19 protein-coding genes and 1 pseudogene are annotated in these 22,976 nt (G+C 53.9%); 11 read left to right on the top strand and 9 right to left on the bottom strand.

What is annotated here, in order from left to right; all coding sequences use genetic code 11:
• The 5 genes and pseudogenes from IR141_RS03275 to hemF all read right to left on the bottom strand — a co-directional run.
• Nucleotides 1-100, bottom strand: a pseudogene (locus tag IR141_RS03275) (IS1595 family transposase); the annotation flags it as partial.
• A gap of 340 nt (nt 101-440) precedes the next feature.
• A complete protein-coding gene (pyrC, locus tag IR141_RS03280; RefSeq protein ID WP_135034250.1) occupies nt 441-1,478 on the bottom strand; it encodes a dihydroorotase in 1,038 nt (345 codons plus the stop codon).
• 72 nt (nt 1,479-1,550) lie between these two features.
• Nucleotides 1,551-2,114, bottom strand: a complete 564-nt coding sequence (locus tag IR141_RS03285; protein ID WP_135034251.1) for a hypothetical protein — start codon at nt 2,112-2,114, stop codon at nt 1,551-1,553.
• A gap of 11 nt (nt 2,115-2,125) precedes the next feature.
• Complete coding sequence (locus IR141_RS03290; RefSeq protein ID WP_135034299.1) at nt 2,126-2,350, bottom strand: sulfurtransferase TusA family protein; 225 nt, start codon at nt 2,348-2,350, stop codon at nt 2,126-2,128.
• 81 nt (nt 2,351-2,431) lie between these two features.
• Nucleotides 2,432-3,331: an oxygen-dependent coproporphyrinogen oxidase gene (gene hemF / locus IR141_RS03295; protein WP_135034252.1), complete on the bottom strand. Its 900-nt coding sequence runs from the start codon at nt 3,329-3,331 to the stop codon at nt 2,432-2,434.
• Nucleotides 3,332-3,628: 297 nt separating this feature from the next.
• Here hemF and gap point away from each other — a divergent pair, with 297 nt between their 5' ends.
• The gene (gap, locus tag IR141_RS03300; protein ID WP_135034253.1) at nt 3,629-4,657 is read left to right on the top strand and encodes a type I glyceraldehyde-3-phosphate dehydrogenase; all 1,029 of its coding nucleotides are present in this window, start codon (nt 3,629-3,631) and stop codon (nt 4,655-4,657) included.
• A 623-nt stretch (nt 4,658-5,280) separates the two neighbouring features.
• Here gap and IR141_RS03305 read toward each other — a convergent pair.
• Nucleotides 5,281-7,119: a SurA N-terminal domain-containing protein gene (locus IR141_RS03305; protein WP_135034254.1), complete on the bottom strand. Its 1,839-nt coding sequence runs from the start codon at nt 7,117-7,119 to the stop codon at nt 5,281-5,283.
• Between the two features lie 302 nt (nt 7,120-7,421).
• Nucleotides 7,422-8,195, bottom strand: a complete 774-nt coding sequence (gene folE2 / locus IR141_RS03310; protein WP_135034255.1) for a GTP cyclohydrolase FolE2 — start codon at nt 8,193-8,195, stop codon at nt 7,422-7,424.
• Between the two features lie 409 nt (nt 8,196-8,604).
• Between folE2 and IR141_RS03315 the strand changes: the two genes are divergently transcribed.
• On the top strand, nt 8,605-9,771 hold the full coding sequence (locus IR141_RS03315; RefSeq protein WP_135034256.1) for a PLP-dependent aspartate aminotransferase family protein: 1,167 nt from the start codon (nt 8,605-8,607) through the stop codon (nt 9,769-9,771).
• Nucleotides 9,772-10,236: 465 nt separating this feature from the next.
• Here IR141_RS03315 and IR141_RS03320 read toward each other — a convergent pair whose 3' ends face one another.
• Nucleotides 10,237-11,127 (bottom strand): LysR family transcriptional regulator, encoded by an 891-nt coding sequence (locus IR141_RS03320; RefSeq protein ID WP_135034257.1) that lies wholly within the window; start codon nt 11,125-11,127, stop codon nt 10,237-10,239.
• 302 nt (nt 11,128-11,429) lie between these two features.
• Here IR141_RS03320 and IR141_RS03325 point away from each other — a divergent pair, with 302 nt between their 5' ends.
• The 9 genes from IR141_RS03325 (at nt 11,430) to IR141_RS03365 (ending at nt 20,045) form a co-directional block, all read left to right on the top strand.
• Complete coding sequence (locus IR141_RS03325; protein ID WP_135034258.1) at nt 11,430-11,747, top strand: DUF485 domain-containing protein; 318 nt, start codon at nt 11,430-11,432, stop codon at nt 11,745-11,747.
• A gap of 2 nt (nt 11,748-11,749) precedes the next feature.
• On the top strand, nt 11,750-13,426 hold the full coding sequence (locus tag IR141_RS03330; RefSeq protein ID WP_135034259.1) for a cation acetate symporter: 1,677 nt from the start codon (nt 11,750-11,752) through the stop codon (nt 13,424-13,426).
• A 118-nt stretch (nt 13,427-13,544) separates the two neighbouring features.
• On the top strand, nt 13,545-13,904 hold the full coding sequence (locus IR141_RS03335) for a hypothetical protein (protein ID WP_135034300.1): 360 nt from the start codon (nt 13,545-13,547) through the stop codon (nt 13,902-13,904).
• Nucleotide 13,905: 1 nt separating this feature from the next.
• Nucleotides 13,906-14,328: a protein YgfX gene (locus tag IR141_RS03340; RefSeq protein ID WP_135034260.1), complete on the top strand. Its 423-nt coding sequence runs from the start codon at nt 13,906-13,908 to the stop codon at nt 14,326-14,328.
• A 188-nt stretch (nt 14,329-14,516) separates the two neighbouring features.
• Nucleotides 14,517-15,800, top strand: a complete 1,284-nt coding sequence (gene folC / locus IR141_RS03345; RefSeq protein WP_135034261.1) for a bifunctional tetrahydrofolate synthase/dihydrofolate synthase — start codon at nt 14,517-14,519, stop codon at nt 15,798-15,800.
• A 12-nt stretch (nt 15,801-15,812) separates the two neighbouring features.
• Nucleotides 15,813-17,018 carry an SPOR domain-containing protein gene (locus IR141_RS03350; protein ID WP_135034262.1) on the top strand — a complete coding sequence of 402 codons (1,206 nt, stop codon included), beginning with the start codon at nt 15,813-15,815 and terminating at the stop codon, nt 17,016-17,018.
• Nucleotides 17,018-17,515, top strand: coding sequence for a CvpA family protein (locus IR141_RS03355; protein ID WP_135034263.1), 498 nt, complete (start codon nt 17,018-17,020; stop codon nt 17,513-17,515). Before IR141_RS03350 ends, IR141_RS03355 begins: the two co-directional genes overlap by 1 nt.
• Before the next feature lie 18 nt (nt 17,516-17,533).
• On the top strand, nt 17,534-19,069 hold the full coding sequence (gene purF, locus IR141_RS03360; RefSeq protein ID WP_135034264.1) for an amidophosphoribosyltransferase: 1,536 nt from the start codon (nt 17,534-17,536) through the stop codon (nt 19,067-19,069).
• Nucleotides 19,070-19,793: 724 nt separating this feature from the next.
• Complete coding sequence (locus IR141_RS03365) at nt 19,794-20,045, top strand: hypothetical protein (RefSeq protein ID WP_135034265.1); 252 nt, start codon at nt 19,794-19,796, stop codon at nt 20,043-20,045.
• 128 nt (nt 20,046-20,173) lie between these two features.
• On the opposite strand, the gene infB is transcribed toward IR141_RS03365, so the two are convergent.
• Entirely contained in the window at nt 20,174-22,969 is a 2,796-nt protein-coding gene (gene infB, locus IR141_RS03370; protein WP_135034266.1) for a translation initiation factor IF-2, read from the bottom strand.
• Between the last annotated feature and the right edge of the window lie 7 nt (nt 22,970-22,976).

Here is a 22,976-nt window from a genome sequence, read left to right on the forward strand (position 1 = left end):
TGACGCTAACTAATTGCGCCGCTGTGCGGGCGGTAACACCTGCAACAAATAGTTCAATCAGTTTGTTTTGCTTGTACTGACTTAAACGACTTTTTCTCATAGGGATTATTCTAACCTGAAGTTAAATTTCCCTAGTTATCTAGTACAGCCCCTTTTTCTTAGTTTTTATCTTCATTTTTGTAGGGCGACATAACTGCCAATCTAATACAGTCTCAATGAAAATATAACGTTTATGAAAGAATGAGAATGGAATATTAATTTAGAGGCTTAGGAAGCAAAATCCATGTTAAAGGATCTTCCCGCAACATTTTCAATAGAACTTTATACAGATCATTATGTCGGTGATTGAAGAGGAACCCGTTTTTACATTAAATTCATCCTTCTTCGCGAATCATCTTTCAGACGGCCCCAACCGGTTGGTCAGGCCGTCTGAAAGGTTTTTAATATTCCACCGTCCAATCGATACTTTCTCCGCTCCGCATCGGCACTAATGAACCGCCGTTGCCGAACGGTATTTTGGAAACCACTTCACGGGGGTGTTTCACCAGGGTAATGGTGCGTGGGTTTTCGGGCAGGCCGTAGAAACGGGCGCCGTTTTTCGAGGCAAAGGCTTCGAGTTTGTCCAGCGCGCCGGCTTTTTCAAACACTTCGGCATACAGCTCGATGGCGGTGGCGGCGCTGAAAATGCCCGCGCAGCCGCAGGCATTTTCTTTGGCGGATTGTGCATGCGGCGCGGAATCGGTGCCTAAAAAGAATTTTTGTGATTTTTCTCCGGTTATGGCTTCAACCAAAGCTTTGCGGTGACTTTCGCGCTTGAGCACGGGCAGGCAGTAGTGGTGCGGGCGCACGCCGCCCACCAGTAAATCGTTGCGGTTGAGCAGCAAGTGCTGCGGGGTAACGCTGGCGGCTACATTGTCGCCGGCTTCCATCACCAAACGGGCGGCATCGGCGGTGGTGATGTGCTCAAACACAACTTTCAAGCCCGGCACTTTATCTAAAACGGGCTTCATCACGCGTTCGATAAATACGGCTTCACGGTCGAAGATATCGATTTCGGGGTCGGTAACTTCGCCGTGCACCAGAAACAGAATGTTCTGCGCGGCCATTTCCTCTAAAACGGGAAGCAGTTTGAATAAATCGGTTACGCCCGAATCGGAATTGGTGGTGGCACCCGCCGGGTAGAGTTTGAAAGCAACGATGCCGGCGGCCTTGGCTTCGCGCACGAGTTCGGGAGTGGATTTGTCGGTGAGATAGAGCGTCATCAACGGCTCGAAAGTGCTGCCGGCAGGCAATGCGCTCAAAATGCGCTGTTTGTAGGCCAATGCATCAGCCACACCGGCCACGGGGGGCTTCAGGTTGGGCATAATCACGGCGCGCCCCATTTGGCGGGCACTAAACGGCAATACGGTTTTGAGTGCTTCACCATCGCGCAGGTGCAGGTGCATATCATCGGGTTGGATAATGGTAAGGGTTTGCATAATTTTCCTTTGGCTGTATTCAACATTGAATTGCATTAAAGGCCGTCTGAAATGTTTCAGACGGCCTGATTGTTACAGATTCACAACCGGGCTGGTTTGCCGCGGCCTGCGGACAAGGTGGAGCGCCGGCTGTGGGGACACATATTCGAAAGGCGGTGTGTCGGCAGCCTGCAGAATTTCTCCGCCGTTTTCCGAATCCGGTTGGGTGTCAACCAATTGGCGGAACGGAAACGGCGGAACGGTGGTGTTTTCCGAGCGGAACCGCGCCGCTGTTCCCGCCCTGCCCTGTTCGACCGGCGTGATAAAGGCGCGGCGGGCGGCAGCCTCACCGGCAACGGCGGTTTTGACGCTGCACGAAGCGGGTGCGGTGCCGAAGTAAAACACGGCCTGTACGTCTGATTCCATCATGCCCGCCGGCAGTTTTTGTACGGCTTCGGCGGTTAATGGCTGCAGGTTGTGCCGCTGCGCCCAAGCGGCGGGGCTGCCCGCACTACCGCTCTGATCGGCATAGGCTTGCGTGAAAAGCTGCATCGCGCCAATGGAATAAACGGCAGCCTGCTCCGGCGCAACGCTGTTCTGCCCGCAGGCAGACAATAAAACCGTCAACACAGGCAACGCGGGGCGGAAAACGCTCATTTCAGACGGCCTTATCTGTGTTTGAGCACCAGCCTGAACACGCCGCGGACTTCGGAAGATTCCAGCAGCACATGGCCGGTTTGGCGGCAGAAGGCGGCGAAATCATCGGGCGCAGCGGCATCGGTGGCAAGCACGACAAGCAAGTCTCCTGCCTGCATCTGCGCCAGTGTTTTTTTGGCACGCAGAATCGGCAGCGGGCATTTCAATCCGGTTACGTCTAAAGTTTGTGCGTTTATCATGGCATACTCGTTTTCAGCGGGAGCTTTATTATACGCCCTGCCGGAGTGTTTGCTTAAATCTCAAATCGGGGGTCAAGCCTAGCCACCCAGCCAGTTGCGCGGCTTTAAAAATTCGTTTAACCGCGCCTCCGGCGAACCTGCTTCGGGCGTGTAGGCATATTCGAAGCGCACCAGCGGCGGCATCGACATCAAAATGCTCTCCGTGCGCCCGCCGCTTTGCAGGCCGAACAGCGTGCCCCTGTCCCACACCAGATTAAATTCCACATAACGCCCGCGCCGGTAAAGCTGGAAGTTGCGCTCGCGCTCCCCATACGGCGTATGTTTGCGGCGCGCCACAATCGGTAGGTAGGCCTCGGTGTAGCCCCCGCCGACTGCGCGGATAAAATCCAAGCAAGTGTCGAAAGGCCAGCGGTTCACATCATCGAAAAACAGGCCGCCCACGCCGCGCGCTTCGCCCCGGTGCTTCAGATAAAAATATTCATCGCACCATTGTTTGTATTGCGGATAAACATCGCTGCCAAACGGCGCACACACGGCAGCCGCAGTTTGGTGCCAATGTAAAACATCTTCTTCAAACGGATAAAACGGCGTTAAATCGAAACCGCCGCCAAACCACCACACCGGCTCCCTGCCCTCGGGGTGGGCAATGAAAAAGCGCACATTGGCATGGCTGGTGGGTACATAAGGGTTTTTCGGATGAACCACCAGCGATACGCCCGCCGCCTCAAACGGCGCACCCGCCAGCTCCGGGCGGTATGCGGTGGCCGAAGCGGGCATGGCGCTGCCTTCCACATGCGAAAAATTCACCCCCGCCTGCTCAAACACCGCGCCGTTTTTCAACACCCTGCTCTCACCCTTGCCGAGTCTGCCCTGCCAACAGTCTGAAACAAAACCCGCCCCGCCGTCTTCTTTTTCGAGCGCGGCGCAGATTTGGTTGTGCAGGGTTTGCAATAGGGGCAATACCGATTCTGTATGCATGATGCTTCCTTATCGTTTTTCAGACGGCCTATTATAACGGTGAAGCCCTGCGCACGACAAAGCAGGTAGGTTTCAGGCATTGTGCTTCCCAACGGCCAATCTTCGGTTTGCAAGCCTGAATCTGCCGGAAAGCAGCAAAAAACCGTTTCGGGCAGATTGCGCGTTATGCTGTAACCGCCTGTAATCCATCTTGACTACACCGCACTACAACACGGTATAATTCGGGCGTTCCGCCGCAGCGTTTCAGACGGCCTGCATATTTTACCACCGCTGTTTCAACAAAAAGGACTGAAAAAAATGGGCATTAAGATTGCCATCAACGGCTACGGCCGCATCGGACGACAAGTATTGCGCGCAATCTATGATTACAAACTGGAAAAACAACTTGAAGTTGTGGCGGTCAATGCCAGCGGCAGCCTCGAAACCAATGCCCATCTCACCAAATTCGACACCGTTCACGGCCGCTTTGCCGCCGATGTTTCCCACGCTGAAAACCACCTGATTATCAACGGCCGCAAAATCCCTTTTTTTTCCACCCGCAATCCTGCCGAACTGCCGTGGGCACGCTTGGGTGTGGATTTGGTGATGGAATGCACCGGAGCGTTTACCAGCAAGGCTGCAGCCCAAGCCCATCTCGAATCGGGTGCAAAAAAAGTGCTGATTTCGGCACCTGCCGATGAAGATGTTGATGCCACTATCGTTTACGGCGTAAACCATGATGTGATCACGCCCGAAATGACTGTGGTTTCCAACGCATCGTGCACCACCAACTGCCTGGCTCCCATTGCCAAAGCCCTGCACGAAGGCATCGGCATCAACAAAGGCCTGATGACCACCATCCACGCACTCACCAACGACCAAACCGTTACCGATGTGCGCCACAAAGACTTGCGCCGTGCCCGCAGCGGCGTGGAAAACATGATTCCCACCAAAACCGGTGCGGCCAGGGCAGTGGGCATGGTGCTGCCCGAATTGAAAGGCCGCTTGGACGGCCTTGCTATCCGCGTACCCACCGTGAACGTTTCTTTGGTGGATTTGAGTTTCGAAGCAGGCCGCGACACCTGTGCAGAAGAAATCAACAGCATTGTGAAAGCTGCTTCAGACGGCCCGATGAAAGGCGTGCTCGGCTACAACACCCTGCCGCTGGTTTCTATGGATTTCAACCACACCAGCCAAGCCAGCCATTTCGACAGCACGCTCACCAAAGTAACTGCGGGCAATATGGTGAAAGTGTTTTCATGGTATGACAACGAATGGGGGTTCAGCTGCCAGATGCTCAACACCGCCCGCGCGATGTTCGGCTTGGAAGTTGCGCCTTTTGAATGAGTATTCTCAGCCGTGATGTTAAAAACTGATTGAAAACCCTTGCAGCATTTTGGCAACCGTTAGATTAGTGCGGTAAGACTTCAACAGTTGGCGGGAACGCTGCAAGGGTTTTGTCAGAGCAAATGCTGATGTCCGATAATGCGGCAGTGATGAAATGCAAAACATCATAAGGTTCAAGCGTTATTAGCATCTTCCGATATCCTGCCTGCCCTGTATGCTTGTTCATTTCGGCGATTCAATAGGGAGCTCCAATCATTTGGCCAACTCAAGCAATGCTTTACTCTTTGTTTTTTTGCAGACAAACAAAAGCGTAGCCGCCCGGTCGGGCATCTTTAGAAAATTTCCAATACAGGCGTTGGTAAAATCTGCCTAATTGACTATATCAACCCTCTAGGCCGTCTGAAAATACTCCGCAAAATATAAGGCGGTAATTTTAACCGCCCTATATTTATAGCGAAACAGCACAGACAAAACAAAGTTTGAAAAGCTGAAGAGAACCCGGTCTCTGGAGCCGGTTGGGTTACCGCTTTAACGGTTTGCCAAACTATTCTCTGTGGATCGGTTAAGGCCGAACCATGATTATCGTTTTGCGCTGTTTGGCTGTACACCGACACCGTTACCGGCTACTCCGACTTCACTTTCTGCGCCCCCAGGGTTTGCTTGATGGTGGCATTCAGATGGCCGATCAAAGCGGCGAAAGAAGCATTGCTTTGATTTTCAGCCAATGCCAATTTGGCAGGCTTCAATTGTTCTGTGATATTTTCCGGCACCTTCACACTCTGCACTTCCACCAATACCGGCGCAGGCAGATTCGACAGCAACACATAAGCCGGCTTTCCGTTTTCGGGACGGGCCTTAATCAATTGTGCGTAGGCTTCCGGCGGCATAGACTGACGCGCCTGCTCTGCCGTCAGCTGCGAAACCGGCGACCATTTCAAATCGGCCGCTTTACCTTTCTGCACATCTGCCAGTGCCTGTTTTGCTTCAACTTCCGCCAGGCGGGCGGCTTCGGCACGCAGATAGTCTGCTTCTACAAATTTTTTGGCTTCTTCAAACGGCTGGGTGTTTTGTGCGCGAACCTCTTTTGCACGCACCACCCACACCAAGCCTTCATTAACGGTAACCGGCTCGGAATTATGCTTTTTCTTCATTACGTCATCACTGAAAATGGCGTTAATGAGGTTATCGGGCATCCCGGCGGCCTTGCCGTTTTCTTTGGTGAGCCAATCGACAGGGGCTTGCAGCTTCAGGCCGGTTTTTTTGGCAACTTCTGCAAGGCTTCCGGGGTTGTTGAATGCTTCTTCGGCCAGTTTTTCTTTGGCTTCGTTAAAGGCCGCCACAGCTTTTTTCTGCTTCAACTCTGCTTCCAGGCGGGCTTTTTCCTGCTCGAATGCAGGTTTGTCCTGAATATTCAGAATGGTGATGATGTGGTAGCCGGCGGCCGTCTGAACCACTTCGCTGATTTCGCCTTTTTTCAAAGAAAATGCACGGTCTTCAAACTCTTTCAACAACCCCCCGTCTTGCGGAAGATAACCCAAATTACCGCCGTTGCCGGCAGATGCCTCATCACGGGAATATTGTTTGGCCAATGCGGCGAATTTAGACGGAGCGGCTTTAAGCTGCGCCCGCACTTTTTCGGCTTCTGCTTTGGCGGCCGCTTTCACATCATCGGGGGCATCTTGGGGCGCGGCAAACAGAATATGCGCGATTTCGCGCTTCGGTTTGGCAGCGGTGCTTTCCTGCTCGAACGCTTTTTTAAGCTCCTCTTCGCCCACGGTTTGCTGCTGGGCCACATCTTGAATATTCAGAGCCACATGTTCCACTTTAACCGCCTGCGGAATCACATAGTCTTTTTGATTGGCTTCATAATATTTTTTCAGCGCGGCATCATCTACTTTCACCTGCCGCGCAAACGCCTCGGGGCTGAACGACACCGACCGCACGGTACGCTCGGCCTGTGTGGCGGCAATCAACTGTTTTGCCTGGGCATCGCTGACCAGGTTGCCGTTATTCACAAGGCTGATCAGGTTATTGACCATAAATTCGTTACGGATTTCTTCAATCAGCGCATCTTCCGACATTTGACGCCGGTTCAGATATTGGTTGAACAGATTTTGGCTGAATTTGCCGTTTTGGTCGTGAAAGCCGGGTTCGTCCACAATAATCTGCTTGATTTGATCCTGCGAAACGGAGATGCCCATTTCGCGCGCGCCTTCGGTTAATAATGCGCGCTGCACCAAAGCATTAAACACCGCATCGCGCGATTCGTTACCGCCGGCGGCCTGCATATTCTGCAGGGCGGTGTTCAATTGGTGTTCGCTAACCTTTTGGCCGCCCACTTTAACAATATAATCGTATCCCGGTGCGGCCACGGTGCTGACGCCGAAGCCGACAAAAGTCAGCGCAATCAGGCCTAATAAAATTTTGGCGGGCGTTTTGTATTTTTCTACGGCTACAAACATAGTATCTAATCAAGGTAATAAGGCAAAGGCGCATTGTAGCAGCGTTTGCAGACACTGTGCAGCTTGAGGACATTTCTATAGGTGCGACAGCCTGCCGGTGAAGTATCAGGCCGTCTGAAAAACAGTTTCACTTGTTTTCAGACGGCCTCAAGCAGAAAATGCCTTCTGCGCACAGCTGTCGAAAGTCGAAATATAAACCGGCTGCAACGGATGCGGCTGGAAAACTGCGGTACGGCAGATAAACCCGCCTCCTGCACAACCGGCAGAAAGCGCAAATCGCACAGGAAAATCAACCGTTACCGTTAGGGATAGGCAATATAGGCATAAGCCGAATGGTTGTGTATCGACTCGAAGTTTTCACTTTCGACCGTAAAGCCGCAGATGCGGTTGTCGGCAATTAAGCGGGTGGCAACATCGCGCACCATGTCTTCCACAAATTTCGGGTTTTCATAAGCCTGCTCGGTAACATATTTCTCATCAGGGCGTTTGAGCAGCCCGTAAAGCTGGCACGAAGCCTGCGATTCCACCAAATCAATGATTTCTTCTATGGCCACTTCGCGGCCGCAGGTAATGGTTACGGTAACGTGCGAGCGTTGGTTGTGCGCGCCGTATTGCGAAATTTCTTTCGAACACGGACACAGACTGGTTACCGGCACCAACACTTTGAGCGTTTGGCGGTATTCGCCTTTTTCGATTTCTCCGCTTAACGTTACATCGTAATCAAGCAATGATTCTATGCCTGACACAGGCGCGCTTTTTTTTCGGAAAAAGGGAAACGACACGCTGATTTTTCCCGAATGCGAATCCAAAAGTGCCACCATTTCTTCGGTAAGCATTTTCAAACGCCCGAAGTCCAACGCTTCGGTTTGACGCTCCATCAACGCAACAAAGCGCGACATATGGGTGCCTTTTTGGTCGGCCGGCAGAAACACCGTCATGCCCAAGCGGGCAACGGTAGCCTGCACCCCTTCTGCGGTACTGATGGCAATAGGGAAACGTAAGTCTTTGATGCCGACCTGGTTAATCGGCAAATTGCGCAAATCGCGGGTGGATTGCACGTCTGCAATAGTGTTCATGCGGGAGTGTCCTCAGAATCGGGGCTTGGAGAGCCTTTAATGTGTGTGCGCCGGCCTTAAATGCAAGGCCGTTTGAAATTTTATTTCAGACGGCCTCAGGCAGTTCTGCACTGCCGGCCTGCTTTTTTGATAAAACAACACAAAACGATACAGCCTTACCCCTGCCCCCGCTTCGCTGCCCGGTTTTGTGTGTGCCGTTTAATATAAGCAGCTGTTTAGCTTCAATATCGCTCTGCCTGAAGCCGCACGGGGCGGGCGGCTGCCCGGGCGGAAGTCTGAAACCCACAGGGCTGCAAATGCGAAATTATATCACTTAGGGTGGAGCCGGGCATTGATTGTTTCAATTTTCGGGATAGTGTTAAAATCCCGCTGTTTATTATATTTACCTAATATTTTAAAGGCATGCGCCATGAAATTTGCCACCGAAGTTATCCACAGCAGCTATGATCCCGATGAACATAACCGCGCCATCATGCCTCCGGTTTACCAAAACAGCATGTTCCGCATGAAAGAAATCGGCGAGCAGATTCCGTTTCGTTATGCCCGCGCAGGCAACCCCACCCGCAAAGTGCTGGAAGACACCCTAGCCGCGCTGGAACACGGAGCGGCGGGCTTTGCCTTCGGCAGCGGCATGGCAGGCATCGACTGCGTGTTCCGCACTTTTCTGCGCCCGGGCTGCACCATCATTGCGGTGGGCGACATCTATGGCGGCACTTATGATTTACTCACCGAGGTGTATGCCTCGTGGGGCGTAAATGTGGTGTTTGCCGATTTAACCGACCCTGCCAATCTCGATAAGGCGTTGGCCGCACATCAAAATGTGGCGATGGTATGGCTGGAAAGCCCGTCCAACCCGCTGCTGCGGCTGGTGGATATTGCAACGCTGGCGGCAAAAGCCAAAGCAGCCGGCGCGCTGGTGGGCATCGACAACACCTTCGCTACGCCTTATCTGCAAAACCCGCTCGATATGGGCTGCGATATTGTGTTTCACTCGGCCACCAAATATTTGTGCGGCCATTCGGACGTGCTGATGGGTGTTGTGGCAGTAAAAACCGAAGAATTGGCGCGCCCTATGCGCACCATGATGACGAACACCGGCGGTGTGGCCGGACCGATGGACTGCGCACTGGTGCTGCGCGGCATCAAAACGCTGGCTCTGCGTATGCAGCGGCATTGCGAAAACGCGCTGGAGATCGCCAAACGGCTGGAAACACACCCTGCGGTGGAAAAAGTGTTTTACCCCGGCCTGCCCTCGCACGAGCACCACGCCTTAGCCGGGCGGCAGATGAAAGATTTCGGCGGGGTGGTGAGCATCTGGCTGAAAAACGACAGCAAAGAAGCTGCCGACAGCGTGATTAAAAACCTGAACATGATTCAGATGGCCGCCAGCCTGGGCGGGGTGGAAAGCCTGATTAACCATTGCTATTCACAGTCGCACAGCGGTGTACCGCACGAAATCAAAACCGCTGCCGGCATCAAAACCGGCCTGCTGCGGTTTTCTATCGGCGTAGAGGATGTTGATGATATTTGGGCGGATATTGCCGCCGCGCTGGACACGGCCTTGCCCGGCCGCTGATTCGCCTGTTTGATGCAGACCATACCCTTACGGCCAAGCCGTTTTAACATCATTACGGCATGGGTTCCTTACACTGCCTGCAGCCTTATGCTTTTAGTGGGTTGGCGGCAGTCTCTTTATTTTCATCTCCCCATGCCCGGAACGGGCATTTCCCGTTTTCCGCCAAACGCATATGAGGTTCCGCGGCCGAGGCGGCCGTGTTTTTTAACACTCAAACTGAAACAATGGCGTAGGGAGAGGGCAGTTTAAGCGTTCGGCACACCGTCCGAAGAAACTGCGCCCTTTTGTGAATGGCCGCAACACGGCAAGGCAGCTTCATGGCTTTCCGGCATCCGTTGCCCGATGCTTCCGGTAAAGCGGTATCTCTTTCGCGATGCTGCACAGCCGTTTTTTCCCAAATCTTACCGTGTACACAACGCGGTTATGTTTAACCGCTCAGGCCGTCTGAAAAACATCCGCCCGTTATCAAACAACCGTATCCGCCCATACGCTTTCCACACACTCTTTCAACAGATTCAATATAGGATCTTCTTCAAACTCATCGAGATAAATAAAGTGAAGCGGCAAGTTTTGGCGGTATTCGTCAAGAATGTAGATGGGTTTGCCTGCCGCGCACGCAGCTTCTGCTTTTTGGGCAGGTATCATCGCCAGCCCTGTGCCTTCGCAAACCAAATCGATGATGGTTTGCGGGTAATCGCAGATAATCTGCTGTTTGGGCGAGATTTTGTATTTGCGCCAAAACTGCTGCATATGTTTGCGGCTGCTCGACACCACCGACATTTCAATCCACGCATACTCTTCCAAACTTCCGGGCAGGCCTGCCTTGATGCGGCCGGCTTCGCCTGCATGGCAGACCAGCGAATATTGGATATCGCCGAGAAACAGGCTGCGCAGGCTGCGGCGGGTAACGGGGCCGAGAAAGAAGCCGCCGTGCAGTTGTTTGTCCAACACCCGCTGCTCGATTTCGCCGCTCATGCCGTATTGGATATGCAGCATGATATCGGGGTCTTGCTTCAGGATGCTTTGTGTCAGAGCGGTGATTCTGTCGGGCGCAACGGGGTGGATAAGGCCGAGATCAGCATGGGTAACATAATGTTCTGAAAGGGTTTTGGCAAAGCAGTCGAGTTTGTGGTGGTGTTGCAGCAGGGCTTCGGCCTCCGGCAGGAACACTTCGCCTGCCGGGGTGAGTGCCATGCCGTTGGTGGTGCGTTTGAACAGGGTAACGTCCAATCGCTTTTCGAGCGATTTAATCTGCGCTGAAACGGCCGGCTGCGACAAGTGCAAACGCTCGGCTGCCTGGGTCAGGTTGCCGATGTGGGCAACTTCGATAAAGGTTTTAAGCTGGTTGTAATCCATATTTTTCTTCTGCGAAAGCCGGTAGGGTAACGGCCGACCCGCTGCGGGCGGCGGCCGCCCGGCCAATCAGATCTGCCCCGGGATACTGCACCGCAGCAGCATACCTTGATGATGGTGTTTCGGCATATCTTCAGGCCGTCTGAAAGATTTTCCCGAGCGGTGATTGCTTTAAAAATCAACTCCGTCCGGCGCATTATCAGCCGGACGGATTGATACTATCAGAAAATAATATTAGCCACGGCAATGTTTTTTCATTTTAATCCGTTTCGTTTACCGGTAAGCGTTCTGTAAAGGAGAAAGTAATGGATAAACAAACTGCACGGCAAGTGCTCTCACATCCGAAATTCAAACAGATGGCGCAACAAAAAGCGATGATAGGCTGGGGATTTTCGGCTGTTGTTTTTGTGATGTATGTGGCTTATATCTGGCTGATCGGTACTGCCCCCGAAATGTTCGGCAAACCCGTATCCGAGGGCGGCATCACCACTTGGGGCGTTTACGCCGGCATCTTCGTGATTGTGTTTTCATTTATCACCACCGGCATCTATGTCAGCATAGCCAACGGTAAATTTGAAGAAATGACCCAAGAAGTTGTGCGTGAAGTTCAGGGAGAAAAATAAACATGAATAAATTTTTAATCGGTATTCCGGCTCTGCTCGCTTCGGGCAGCGTTTGGGCAGACGCCTTAACCGGCGATGTGGAAAAACAGCCGCTGAATATTTCGGCGATTGTGATGTTTCTGATTTTCGTGGGCGCAACGCTGTTCATCACCAAGTGGGCGGCCAAGCAAAACAAATCCACCAAAGATTTCTACACCGCCGGCGGCGGCATTTCCGGCTTTCAAAACGGCCTGGCCATTGCAGGGGACTTTATGTCCGCCGCCTCGTTTCTGGGCATTTCGGCCATGGTGTACACCACCGGCTACGATGGCCTGATCTATTCCACCGGCTTCTTGGTGGGCTGGCCCATCGTTTTGTTTCTGATTGCCGAACGTTTGCGCAACCTCGGTAAATTCACTTTTTCAGACGTGGTGGCCTACCGCCTCAAACAAGGGCCCGTGCGCGTATTTGCCGCCAGCGGCTCCTTATTGGTGGTGATTCTCTACCTGATAGCCCAAGTTGTAGGCGCAGGCAAACTGATCCAACTGCTGTTCGGCATGAGCTACACTTCCGCCGTGGTTATTGTGGGCGCGCTGATGGTGGCTTATGTGTTGTTCGGCGGCATGCTGGCCACCACCTGGGTGCAGATTATCAAAGCCGTGATGCTGCTTTCGGGCGCTTCGTTTATGGCCTTTATGATTTTGAAAGCCTCGGGCTTCAGCTTGGAAAACATGTTTTTGAAAGCCACCGAAATCCACGAAAAAGGCGCTGCCATCATGTCGCCCGGCGGCTTGGTTTCCAATCCGATAGACGCACTCTCGCTGGGGTTGGCATTAATGTTCGGCACCGCCGGCCTGCCGCATATCCTGATGCGCTTCTTTACCGTACCCGATGCCAAAGAAGCACGCAAATCAGTATTTGTGGCCACGGGCTTCATCGGCTATTTCTATCTTTTAACCTTCATCATCGGCTTCGGTGCGATTATCTTCGTTACCAAAGACAACCCCCAGTTCTTCACCACCATGATTAAAGAGGGCAAATCCGTTGTAGAAATGATAGGCGGCACCAATATGGCGGCGGTTCACTTGTCGGGCGCACTCGGCGGCAACCTCTTTTTGGGCTTTATTTCCGCCGTAGCGTTCGCCACCATTCTCGCAGTAGTGGCCGGCCTGACCCTTTCCGGCGCATCGGCCGTGAGCCATGACCTTTACGCTTCGGTTTTCCGCAAAGGCCAAGCCTCGCAAGAGCAGGAAATGCGCGTATCGCGTTTGGCTACCTTAGGTTTGGGCGTGATGGCCATCGTGTTGGGCATCGCCTTTGAAAACCAAAACGTTGCCTTTATGGTGGGCTTGGCATTCGCACTGGCGGCCTCGGCCAACTTCCCGATTCTCGCCCTGTCGATGTTCTGGAAAGGCCTGACTACGCGCGGCGCGGTTATCGGCGGCTTTCTCGGCCTGCTGGCGGCTTTTGTGCTGATTATCCTCGGCCCGACCGTGTGGGTGAAAGTGCTGCACCACAAAGAAGCCCTCTTCCCCTACAGCAACCCCGCCCTGTTTTCGATTCCGCTGGCCTTTGTTTCTGCCTGGTTTTTCTCGATTACCGACAAATCCAAACAGGCCGGGCTGGATAAAGCAGGCTTTGAAGCACAATATGTCCGCTCCATGACCGGCATCGGCGCGGCAGAAGCCAGCGACCACTAAACCCAAACCGCCGCAAAGCACAATAACAGGCCGTCTGAAAAGATTTTTCAGACGGCCTTTCGGTTTGCCGCCGATATTCAGTACAATGCCGTCTGAAACCCACCTGCAAGGACGCACCATGTATTTTGTCGACCGCACCGCCGTGGTGCTCAAACCCACCGCAAACTTTCTCGCCTGGCTCAAACAGACCGATGAAAATATGCCCGATTTAACGCTGGAGCAAATCCGCAGCAACTGCTCGGTGTTTCTCGTGCCGCAGTTTGACGAGCCGGAAGCGGTGGTTTCCTATTTTGACGAGCGTTACCAAACCATTTTCGAAGCCGAAATTTCCAGTTGGGACATTCCCCGCAGCCAATGGCCGGCCGATATGGGTCTGAAAGCCTTTTGGGAATATTTCGAAGTGGAAATTCACGACATGGTGTTCGATATGGAAGAAGCCGGGCTGAACATCACCCCCGTATTCGACAACATGATGTAAGATGCGCCCTTTTCAGACGGCCTTCAAACCCTCGCCCGCCGGCAAAGCCCTAACAGTGTTTTTGCACCTTTGCGCGGCCTGTCTCTGTTTTGCCGAATTTTACGGCGCAGCACGCATCATCGGCCTGCTGTTGCTGGCTGCCGCTTTTTTCCGGGCGTGGCACAGCCAAAACCTGCGCCACGCCGATGCCGTACACAAAATCACCGTCAGCCCGCAAGGGAGGGCGGTGGTGTTTACCGGCCGGCCGCCAGCCGATTTTGAAGCCGTGTTGCGCCCGGGCAGCCTGGTTTCGCCTTACGCCATGTTTTTGAAATGGGATGTGGGCGGCCGCACAATATGGCAGTTTGTACTGCCCGATATGACGGAGCGCGAAAACTTCCGCCGCCTGCTGGTTTGGGCACGCTGGGGGCAGCCTAAAGATTAACCTTTCCTTTCAAGGCCGTCTGAAAACGCCGTTTCCGAAGGAAACAAGTTTCTGCGGAGCTAAAACGCCTTTTCCGAAGGAAACAAGTTTCTGCGGAGCTAAAACTCCGTTTCCCAAAGGAAACCGGTTTCTGCCAAGCCAAACACTCCCTGTTTTCAGACGGCCCCACACACATTTATCTACTCAAAATGACAACATTAAACGACTGGTTATCTCACCTCGAAACCGCCCACAGCGCGGGGCTGATTGATATGGGTTTGGCGCGCGCGGGTGAAGTGAAACGCACCATGCGGCTGGAGCCGCAATGCCCCGTGATTGTGGTGGCAGGCACCAACGGCAAAGGCTCGGTGTGTGCGTTTCTCACCCAGATTTACAAGCAGGCCGGTTTTAAAGTGGGCACACTCACCAGCCCGCACCTGCTCCGATACAACGAGCGCATCTGCATCAACGGCGAGCCTGTAAGCGATGAAGCGATTACGGCTGCGTTTGAGCGCATCGAAGCGGCGCGCGGCAGCGTTTCCCTCACTTATTTCGAATTCAACACGCTGGCCGCCGTTGATATTTTTATGCGCGAAAACGTTGATGTGATGGTGTTGGAAGTCGGTCTCGGCGGGCGTTTGGACGCAGTAAACATTTTTGATGCCGACTGCGCCGTGGTAACCGGTGTCGATCTCGACCACCAATCGTTTCTGGGCGACACCGTTGAAGCGGCCGCCCACGAAAAAGCCGGCGTGTTCCGCAGCGGCAAACCCGCTGTCTGCGGCCAAAACCCTCCGCCCGAACCGCTGCGCCATCACGCCGAAAATATCGGTGCCGACCTGCTTTTGGCCAAGCGCGATTTCGATTTCAGCCGTATGGAGCAGCAATGGTCGTTCCACTTCCACCCCGCTGCCGCATCGGGGCTTTCAGACGGCCTCAAACGCAACCGCAACGCCCTGCCCATACCCGCCCTGCGCGGTGCCTACCAACTGGGCAACGCCGCTTGTGCGCTGGCCGTTATCGAATGCCTCAACCCGCGCCTGCCTGTCGATATCGGCTCCATCAAACGCGCTCTGCTGCTGGTTCACAACCCCGGCCGCTTCCAAGTGCTGCCCGGCCACCCGCTCACCATTCTCGATGTCGCCCACAACCCGCACGCCGCCCGCGCCCTGCGCCAAAGCTTGATTGCCCTGCCTTTCGCCGAAAAACGCACCGCCGTGTTCAGCATTTTGGCCGACAAAGATTCAGACGGCGTGATCGACACCGTGAAAGACCAGTTTGACCAATGGTATATCGCCCCACTGCATCTGCCGCGCGGTATGTCTGCGGCAGAAATAAAACAGAAACTCAACCACCACGGCATAACCGCCGTGCAGAGCTTTGAAAATATTCAAACGGCCTATCAGGCAGCTTTGGCGCAGGCCGGGGAAAATGATAGAATCACGGTTTTTGGTTCTTTCCACACCGTTGCCGAGGCCATGGCTACTTTGTAACAAGGCGGATTCATGTCAAACAACCGTTTCCATTCACTCAATGAATACGAAAAACTGAAGCGCAAAAACCGCCGCCGTTTGGTTGGCGCGTCTGCGTTGGTGATATTTGCCGGCATTTTGCTGGCCAATGTGTTGAACCAAAGCAGCACCGAAGAAGCCGCCGGCAACATCAGTATCGAAAAAACCGCCTCCGCCGAATCGGAAGCCACAGCGCAGACAGAGACTGCCAACCAAGCCGCCGCTGCCGATGATGCTTCCGACTTATCCCCTGCTGTCGTGTTGGAACCCGCCCCGGCCGATACCGAAACCACAGAACTGAGCAACCCGCTTGCCGGGCAATCCCCGCAAACAGCGGTGCAGCCTTCACCCGCCGGGCAGGCAATATCCGAATCCACCGCTCAAACCTCCGCAGCAGCAGCCGTAAGGGCGGCGGCCGAAAAAAAAGCGGCGCAAACCAAACCTGCCGCCAAACCCGTGCAGGCCGAAACGCCCAAACCCCAACCCAAGCCGCAACCCAAGCCGGAAGAGTCCGCCCCGCCGCCCGTGGTGGTGATTAACAACCGTGTCGAACCCGATGCCGAAGCCGAACGCAAAGCCGCTGCAAGAAAAGCCGAAGCCGTGCGCTTGAAACAGCAGGCACAGCAAAAAGCGGCTGCCGAACGCTTGAACCGGCAAACGCAGCAAAAGGCAGCAGCACAGAAAACCGAGCAGGAAACACAAGCACGCAAAGCGCGCGAGCAGGCAGCAGCCAAAGAAGCCGAACGCCAAAAAGCGGCACACGCGGCCGAACAGGAAAGAGGCCGTCTGAAAGCGCAGCAAGAGGCACACGCCAAGGCAGAATCTGAAAAACGCGCGGCCGAAACTGCCAGGAAAAAACAGCAGGAAACCAACCGCAAAGCCGCGCAAGATGCGTTAAACAACAAATCTGCGCAAGCATCGGTTGAAAAAAGCGACCCCAAAACCATTTTGGAAGGCAAACCCGCTTCCCAAAAAGCCATTATTCAGGCCGGCGCATACAGCAGCCGCGATCAAGCCAAACAAACGCAGCAGAAACTGGCCGATGCAGGCGTGAGCGCCTACATCACCGAAGTGGAAACCAGCAAAGGCAAGGTTTACCGCGTGCGCACCGGCCATTACCCTGATCGGGAAACCGCCGGCAAAGCTTTGCAACGGCTGCGCAAAAAAGGGGCAGACGGCATCATAATCGGACAACCCTGATGGCCACCTTCGACCTTCTCGCCTCCGGCCTGATCGGCCTGTGCATTATCGTTTCAATGATGCGCGGCATGATTGCCGAAGCAGCTTCTTTAATCATTTGGATTGCGTCATTTCTTGCAGCCAAAACATTCGCCGTACCTTTTTCGGAAATCGCGTTCCGCTCATTCGAACCGCGCCCTTTGGCCGTATCCCTGTCTTTTATCGTTTTGTTTGCTGCCGCATGGCTGCTGCAGCGTTGTTTGCGCTCGCTGCTTACCGGTGCCGCGCAGGCCTCGGGTTTGGGCGGCATCAACCGCCTGCTCGGCGGCGCATTCGGGGCACTGAAAGGTATTTTGCTGGTTACGTTGGCGGTAATCGTCTGCTCGTTTACCGATCTGCCGCAAACCGATGGCTGGCGGCAGTCGGTCAGTGCGGGCTATTTCGAATCGCTGGCACAATTTGCCGTACCCTATCTGCCGGCCGCCCTTGCAGATAAAATACAGTATCAACCTCTTTAAAAACGTTCGGAGAAAAAAATGTGTGGCGTATTGGGCATGGTAGCCTACCAACCTGTAAACCAAAGCCTTTATGACGGCCTGCAAATGCTGCAACACCGCGGCCAAGATGCTGCCGGCATCGTTACCGTAGAAGGCAGCATTTTCCATATGCACAAAGGCAAAGGCATGGTGCGCGATGTGTTCCGCACCCGCAATATGCGTGATCTGACAGGCAATGCCGGCATCGCCCATGTGCGCTATCCTACCGCAGGCAACGCCGAGAGCGCGGCCGAAGCGCAACCGTTTTACGTCAGCTCGCCGTTCGGCATCGTGCTGGCGCACAACGGCAACCTTACCAATACCGAAGAGCTCTATGAAAACGTGTGCCACAAACATTTGCGCCACATCAATACCCGCTCCGATTCGGAAGTGCTGCTCAATGTGTTTGCCCATGAATTGCGCCGTGCAGTTACCGACTCCGATGCTTCGCAACTGAGCGTTGACAATATCTTCGAGGCCGTTGCCAAACTGCACAAACGCATACGCGGTGCATACGGTGTGGTGGCTGTGATTGCCGGTTACGGGCTGGTGGCTTTCCGCGATCCGCTCGGTATCCGCCCGCTGGTGCTGGGCACACAAACCGATTCAGACGGCCGCACTGCCTATGCCGTTGCTTCCGAATCGGTTGCCTTCAATGCCATCGAGTTTGATTTGGAACGCGACATTGCCCCCGGCGAAGCCGTTTTCATTTCTTTAGACGGGCAGTTTTTCTCACGCCGGTGCGCCGCAAACACCAGCCTCAGCCCCTGTCTGTTCGAATACGTTTACTTCGCCCGCCCCGATTCAGTAATCGACAATGTTTCCGTTTACCGCGCCCGCTTGGGCATGGGCGTAGCACTGGCCGAAAAAGTGAGGCGCGAGCTGCCGCTCAACGATATTGATGTGGTGATGCCGATTCCCGACACCAGCCGCCCCAGTGCAATGGAGCTGGCGCACCATTTAGGCAAACCCTACCGCGAAGGGCTGATTAAAAACCGCTACATCGGCCGCACCTTCATCATGCCCGGTCAAGCCACGCGCAAAAAATCAGTACGCCAAAAACTCAGCCCGATGGAATCTGAATTTAAAGGAAAAAGTGTGCTGTTGGTCGATGATTCCATCGTTCGCGGCACCACCAGCCGAGAAATTGTCGAAATGGTGCGCGCTTCCGGCGCCCGCAAAGTCTATTTTGCCTCGGCTGCCCCCGAAGTACGCTACCCCAACGTTTACGGCATCGATATGCCAACCCGCGAAGAGCTGATTGCCAACGGCCGCAACAAAAACGAAATCGCCCGCGAAATCGGTGCCGATGGCTGTGTTTTCCAAGATTTGGGCGAGCTGGAGCAGGTGGTGAAATCACTCAACCCTGCCATCGATTCATTCGATGCTTCATGCTTCAGCGGCTGCTATCCCACCGGCGATATCGATGAAACCTACCTGCAAAAACTTTCTGCCGACAAATCTCTGCCCGCCGCGCTCACCGGCACCATCCACACGGCAATACGCATCAGCAACCACCCGGAAGACGATGAATAACTCTATTGCCGGTTTTCATCATTCAACCACGGAAAAAACATAAACCCGGTTCGATATGCCGCAACGGCTTCAAGATAGACACACCAGGTTTATGTTCAGCTCCGTCTGCCGGCACAGCTTGATGCGGAGACTGTCATACAACATCACGGCAGAATCTCTGCCCCGACAGGCAATATCCGTCATCAGAAGATTGCTGACGGCAACCCCGGGGTTGCAATCATTTTTTCAGACGGCCTGATTTTGCGGCTGCACAAAGCAGCCGTTAAGCCTGCAGGGCCTGCTTGTCCACCGAGCCCGGAATGACGGCGGCTGTTTTCATTAATATGCTTTAGGCAGCTTTATGATAATGAATGGCGCGTTCCCTACAACCACTTAGCAGTTTGTATGTTGCTGGCCACACTTTCTGCCTGCATTGATCATGCTGCCGTCTGCTTTTCTTGTCATTGCGTTTGATGCTTCGTAATACACGAAAAGGATTTTTTGGCGCACGCCCCCAACCCTGTCAGGATGGGATTGCAAGGATTTTCCAACATTGGTTTTATTCGCGCGGATTCCAATAGTGAAAGGCCTCAACCTTCGTAAAATCCCAAGAAATCTATTTGCCGCTGTTCCTGCACAGGCAGGAATCCGGCTGTTTAGCGTCTGATATTTGTTTCACCGATTTCAAGATTGCTGCCTGCGCGGGAATAGCGGCATCAGTCTTTCAGACGGCATCAGGACATTTTTGCAAAAGTTCGAGAGAATAGAAAAATCCGGTATGGTTTACACTTTTCGTTTTTTGCTTGAAGGCCCATTTCGGGGATTTTTAAAAGTACCGAGAATGCCGGAAGGCGCAGCAAAGCCGCGCAGTTCTGATTCAAATACTAAAAAAACGATTTTGCTGCTTTATCATAGGCTTGCCAAATCATTCTCTTTGGGTTCTTTAATGCCGCACGATTGTTTTAAAGCAGGCCGGCCATATCCAACCCCGTCATGATTAAATTGAATTGAAAAGAGCCGAATCCTGTCCGATACAGGATTCGGCTCTAAGAAGCCGCTTGATTAAACTGTTTGGATTGAAGCGCAGTTTATTTTTCAGACGGCCTTTTAGCCGTCTGACAACCGCTACAGCGAACGTGCCACCTCAACGATTTCAAACACTTCCAGCGTATCACCTTCCATGATTTCGTTATGGTTTTTCAGCATCAGGCCGCACTCGTAACCCATGCGCACCTCCTTAACATCATCTTTGAAGCGTTTTAGTGAAGCAAGTTCGCCCGTGTGGATAACCACATTGTTGCGAATCAGGCGGATATGAGAATCGCGCTTCACAATACCATCGGTAACCATACAGCCGGCGATATTGCCCACTTTCGATACGCTGATAACCTGGCGGATTTCCACCGAGCCGATAACCTGCTCTTTCTGCTCCGGCGCCAGCATGCCGCTCATGGCTGCTTTCACATCATCGATGGCATCGTAAATAATATTATAGTAGCGGATTTCCACGTTTTCGGTTTCGGCAAGCTTACGTGCGGAGCCATCGGCACGCACGTTAAAGCCGATAATGAAGGCACCCGAAGCAATCGCCAAATTGACATCGCTCTCGGTGATGCCGCCCACGCCGCTGTGCAGTACATTGACTTTTACCTCATCGGTAGAAAGTTTTTTCAGGCTGCCCGACAAGGCTTCGTAAGAGCCTTGAACATCGGCCTTGATAATCACCGACAGCGATTGTGCCTGGCCCTCGCCCATGTTACTGAACATATTCTCCAGCTTGGCCGCCTGCTGTTTGGCCAAACGCACATCGCGGTATTTGCCTTGGCGGAACAGGGCGATTTCGCGGGCTTTTTTCTCATCGGCCAACACCATCGCATCTTCGCCGGCGTTGGGTACGTCTGACAATCCCAGAATTTCCACGGGTATAGACGGCCCGGCTTCATCTATCGGTTTACCGTTTTCATCCATCATCGCACGCACTTTGCCGAAGGCCGTTCCTGCCAGCAGCATATCGCCTTTTTTCAGCGTACCGCTTTGCACCAGCAAGGTAGCAACCGCACCACGGCCTTTATCGAGGCGTGCTTCCACAATGATGCCTTTGGCAGGCGCATCGGCGGGAGCGGTCAATTCCAGCACCTCCGCCTCAAGCAACACAGCTTCGAGCAGGGTATCGATATTGATGCCTTGTTTGGCCGACACGTTGACAAACTGGGTATCACCGCCCCATTCGTCAGGCACGACTTCGTGTGCCGTCAGTTCTTGGCGGATACGCTCGGGATTGGCGGCCTCTTTGTCGATTTTGTTTACCGCCACCACAATCGGCACGCCCGCTGCTTTGGCGTGGGCAATGGCCTCAATGGTTTGCGGCATTACGCCGTCATCTGCTGCCACCACCAAAATAACAATGTCGGTGGCTTTGGCACCGCGGGCGCGCATCGCCGTAAACGCTTCGTGGCCGGGCGTATCAAGGAAGGTAATCACGCCGCGCGGCGTTTCCACATGATAGGCACCGATATGCTGGGTAATGCCGCCCGCTTCACCCTGCACCACTTTGGCTCGGCGGATATAGTCAAGCAGCGAGGTTTTGCCGTGGTCAACGTGTCCCATCACCGTAACCACCGGCGGACGCGGCAGTTGCTCTGCCTCGACCTGCACGGCATTATCATCCAAAAAAGCTTCCGGATCATCGGCTGCTGCAGGTTTGCCGATGTGGCCGAGTTCTTCCACCACAATCAGAGCCGTATCTTGGTCGATGGATTGGTTGATGGTTACCATCATGCCCATTTTCATCAAGGCTTTCACGACTTCCACGCCTTTTACCGCCATTTTGTGCGCCAAATCGGCCACGGTGATGGTTTCAGGCACCAACACTTCATGCACCACGGGCTCGGTAGGTGCTTGGAAAGCGTGTTGGTTCGGCTCCAGCTTAAGCTGCTTCTTGCCCTTTTTGCCGCCGCGCACACGTTCTTCCTGCCCTGAGGCTTGGTTGCGGCCTTTCGCGCCTTTGCCTCCGCGCGGACGGCTCTCCATGTCGTCCCGGCTGTGGCGTTCGCCTTTTTTCGGACGTGCCGAAGATTCCGGCTTTGCCGCCGACACGGCTGACAACGGAGCCTTTTCAGACGGCCTGGCAGAACGCTGCTCGGCCGTTTTGCCTTCTTTGGCGGCTTTCGCTTCCTGCTGCGCCTGCAGTTTGGCTGCTTCGCGGCGGGCTTGCCGTTCCTGCTTTTCTTTCAGCAGTGCTTCCTGATGGGCGCGCATAGCGGCGGCGCGGCGGGCTTCTTCGTCCCGGAGTGCCTGCTCTTCTGCGCTGACCACCGGGCGCACGGCGGCGGGCTGCTGCTGTTTTTGCTCTTTGTTTTTGCTTTTGACCGGTTTTTCTTCCGCAACGGCTGTTTCTTCTGCCTTGGCCGTCTGAAGCAGTTTTTCTTGCTGTTCGGCTTGCTGCATCTGCTGCGCTTCTAGGGCTTCCTGCTCGGCTTTCAGCCTCGCTGCTTCAGCCTGCGCGGCCGCTTCGGCAGCCGCTTTTTCGGCTTCGACACGCTGCGCCGCTTCACGTTCTGCCAACGCCGCCGCTTCGGCAGCCTGCTGTTGCTGTGCTGCCTGCTCCGCTTTGGCCTTTGCTTCGGCAGCCAACTCAGCAGACAACGGGCTCACTACTTTTCGGCTGCGCCGGCGGGTTTCCACCTGCACACCCCCTACTGTGCTGACTTCGGCTTTTTTACGGCTGATGCTGATGGTACCGCTGCCGCTTCCGCTGCCGTGTGATTTTTTCAGATAAGCCAACAATTGTTGTTTGTCATCGGAAGTAATGCTGTCGCTGCCGCTGCTTTTGTTCACGCCGGCACTGGCAAGTTGTTTCAGCAAATCGCCCACGGGCTTTTTCAGTTCGGCGGCAAATTGTTCTACTGTTGTATTGTTCATATTTACC

The sequence above is a fragment of the Neisseria sp. 19428wB4_WF04 genome, from assembly GCF_015235335.1.
Taxonomy (GTDB): Bacteria; Pseudomonadota; Gammaproteobacteria; order Burkholderiales; family Neisseriaceae; genus Neisseria; species Neisseria musculi.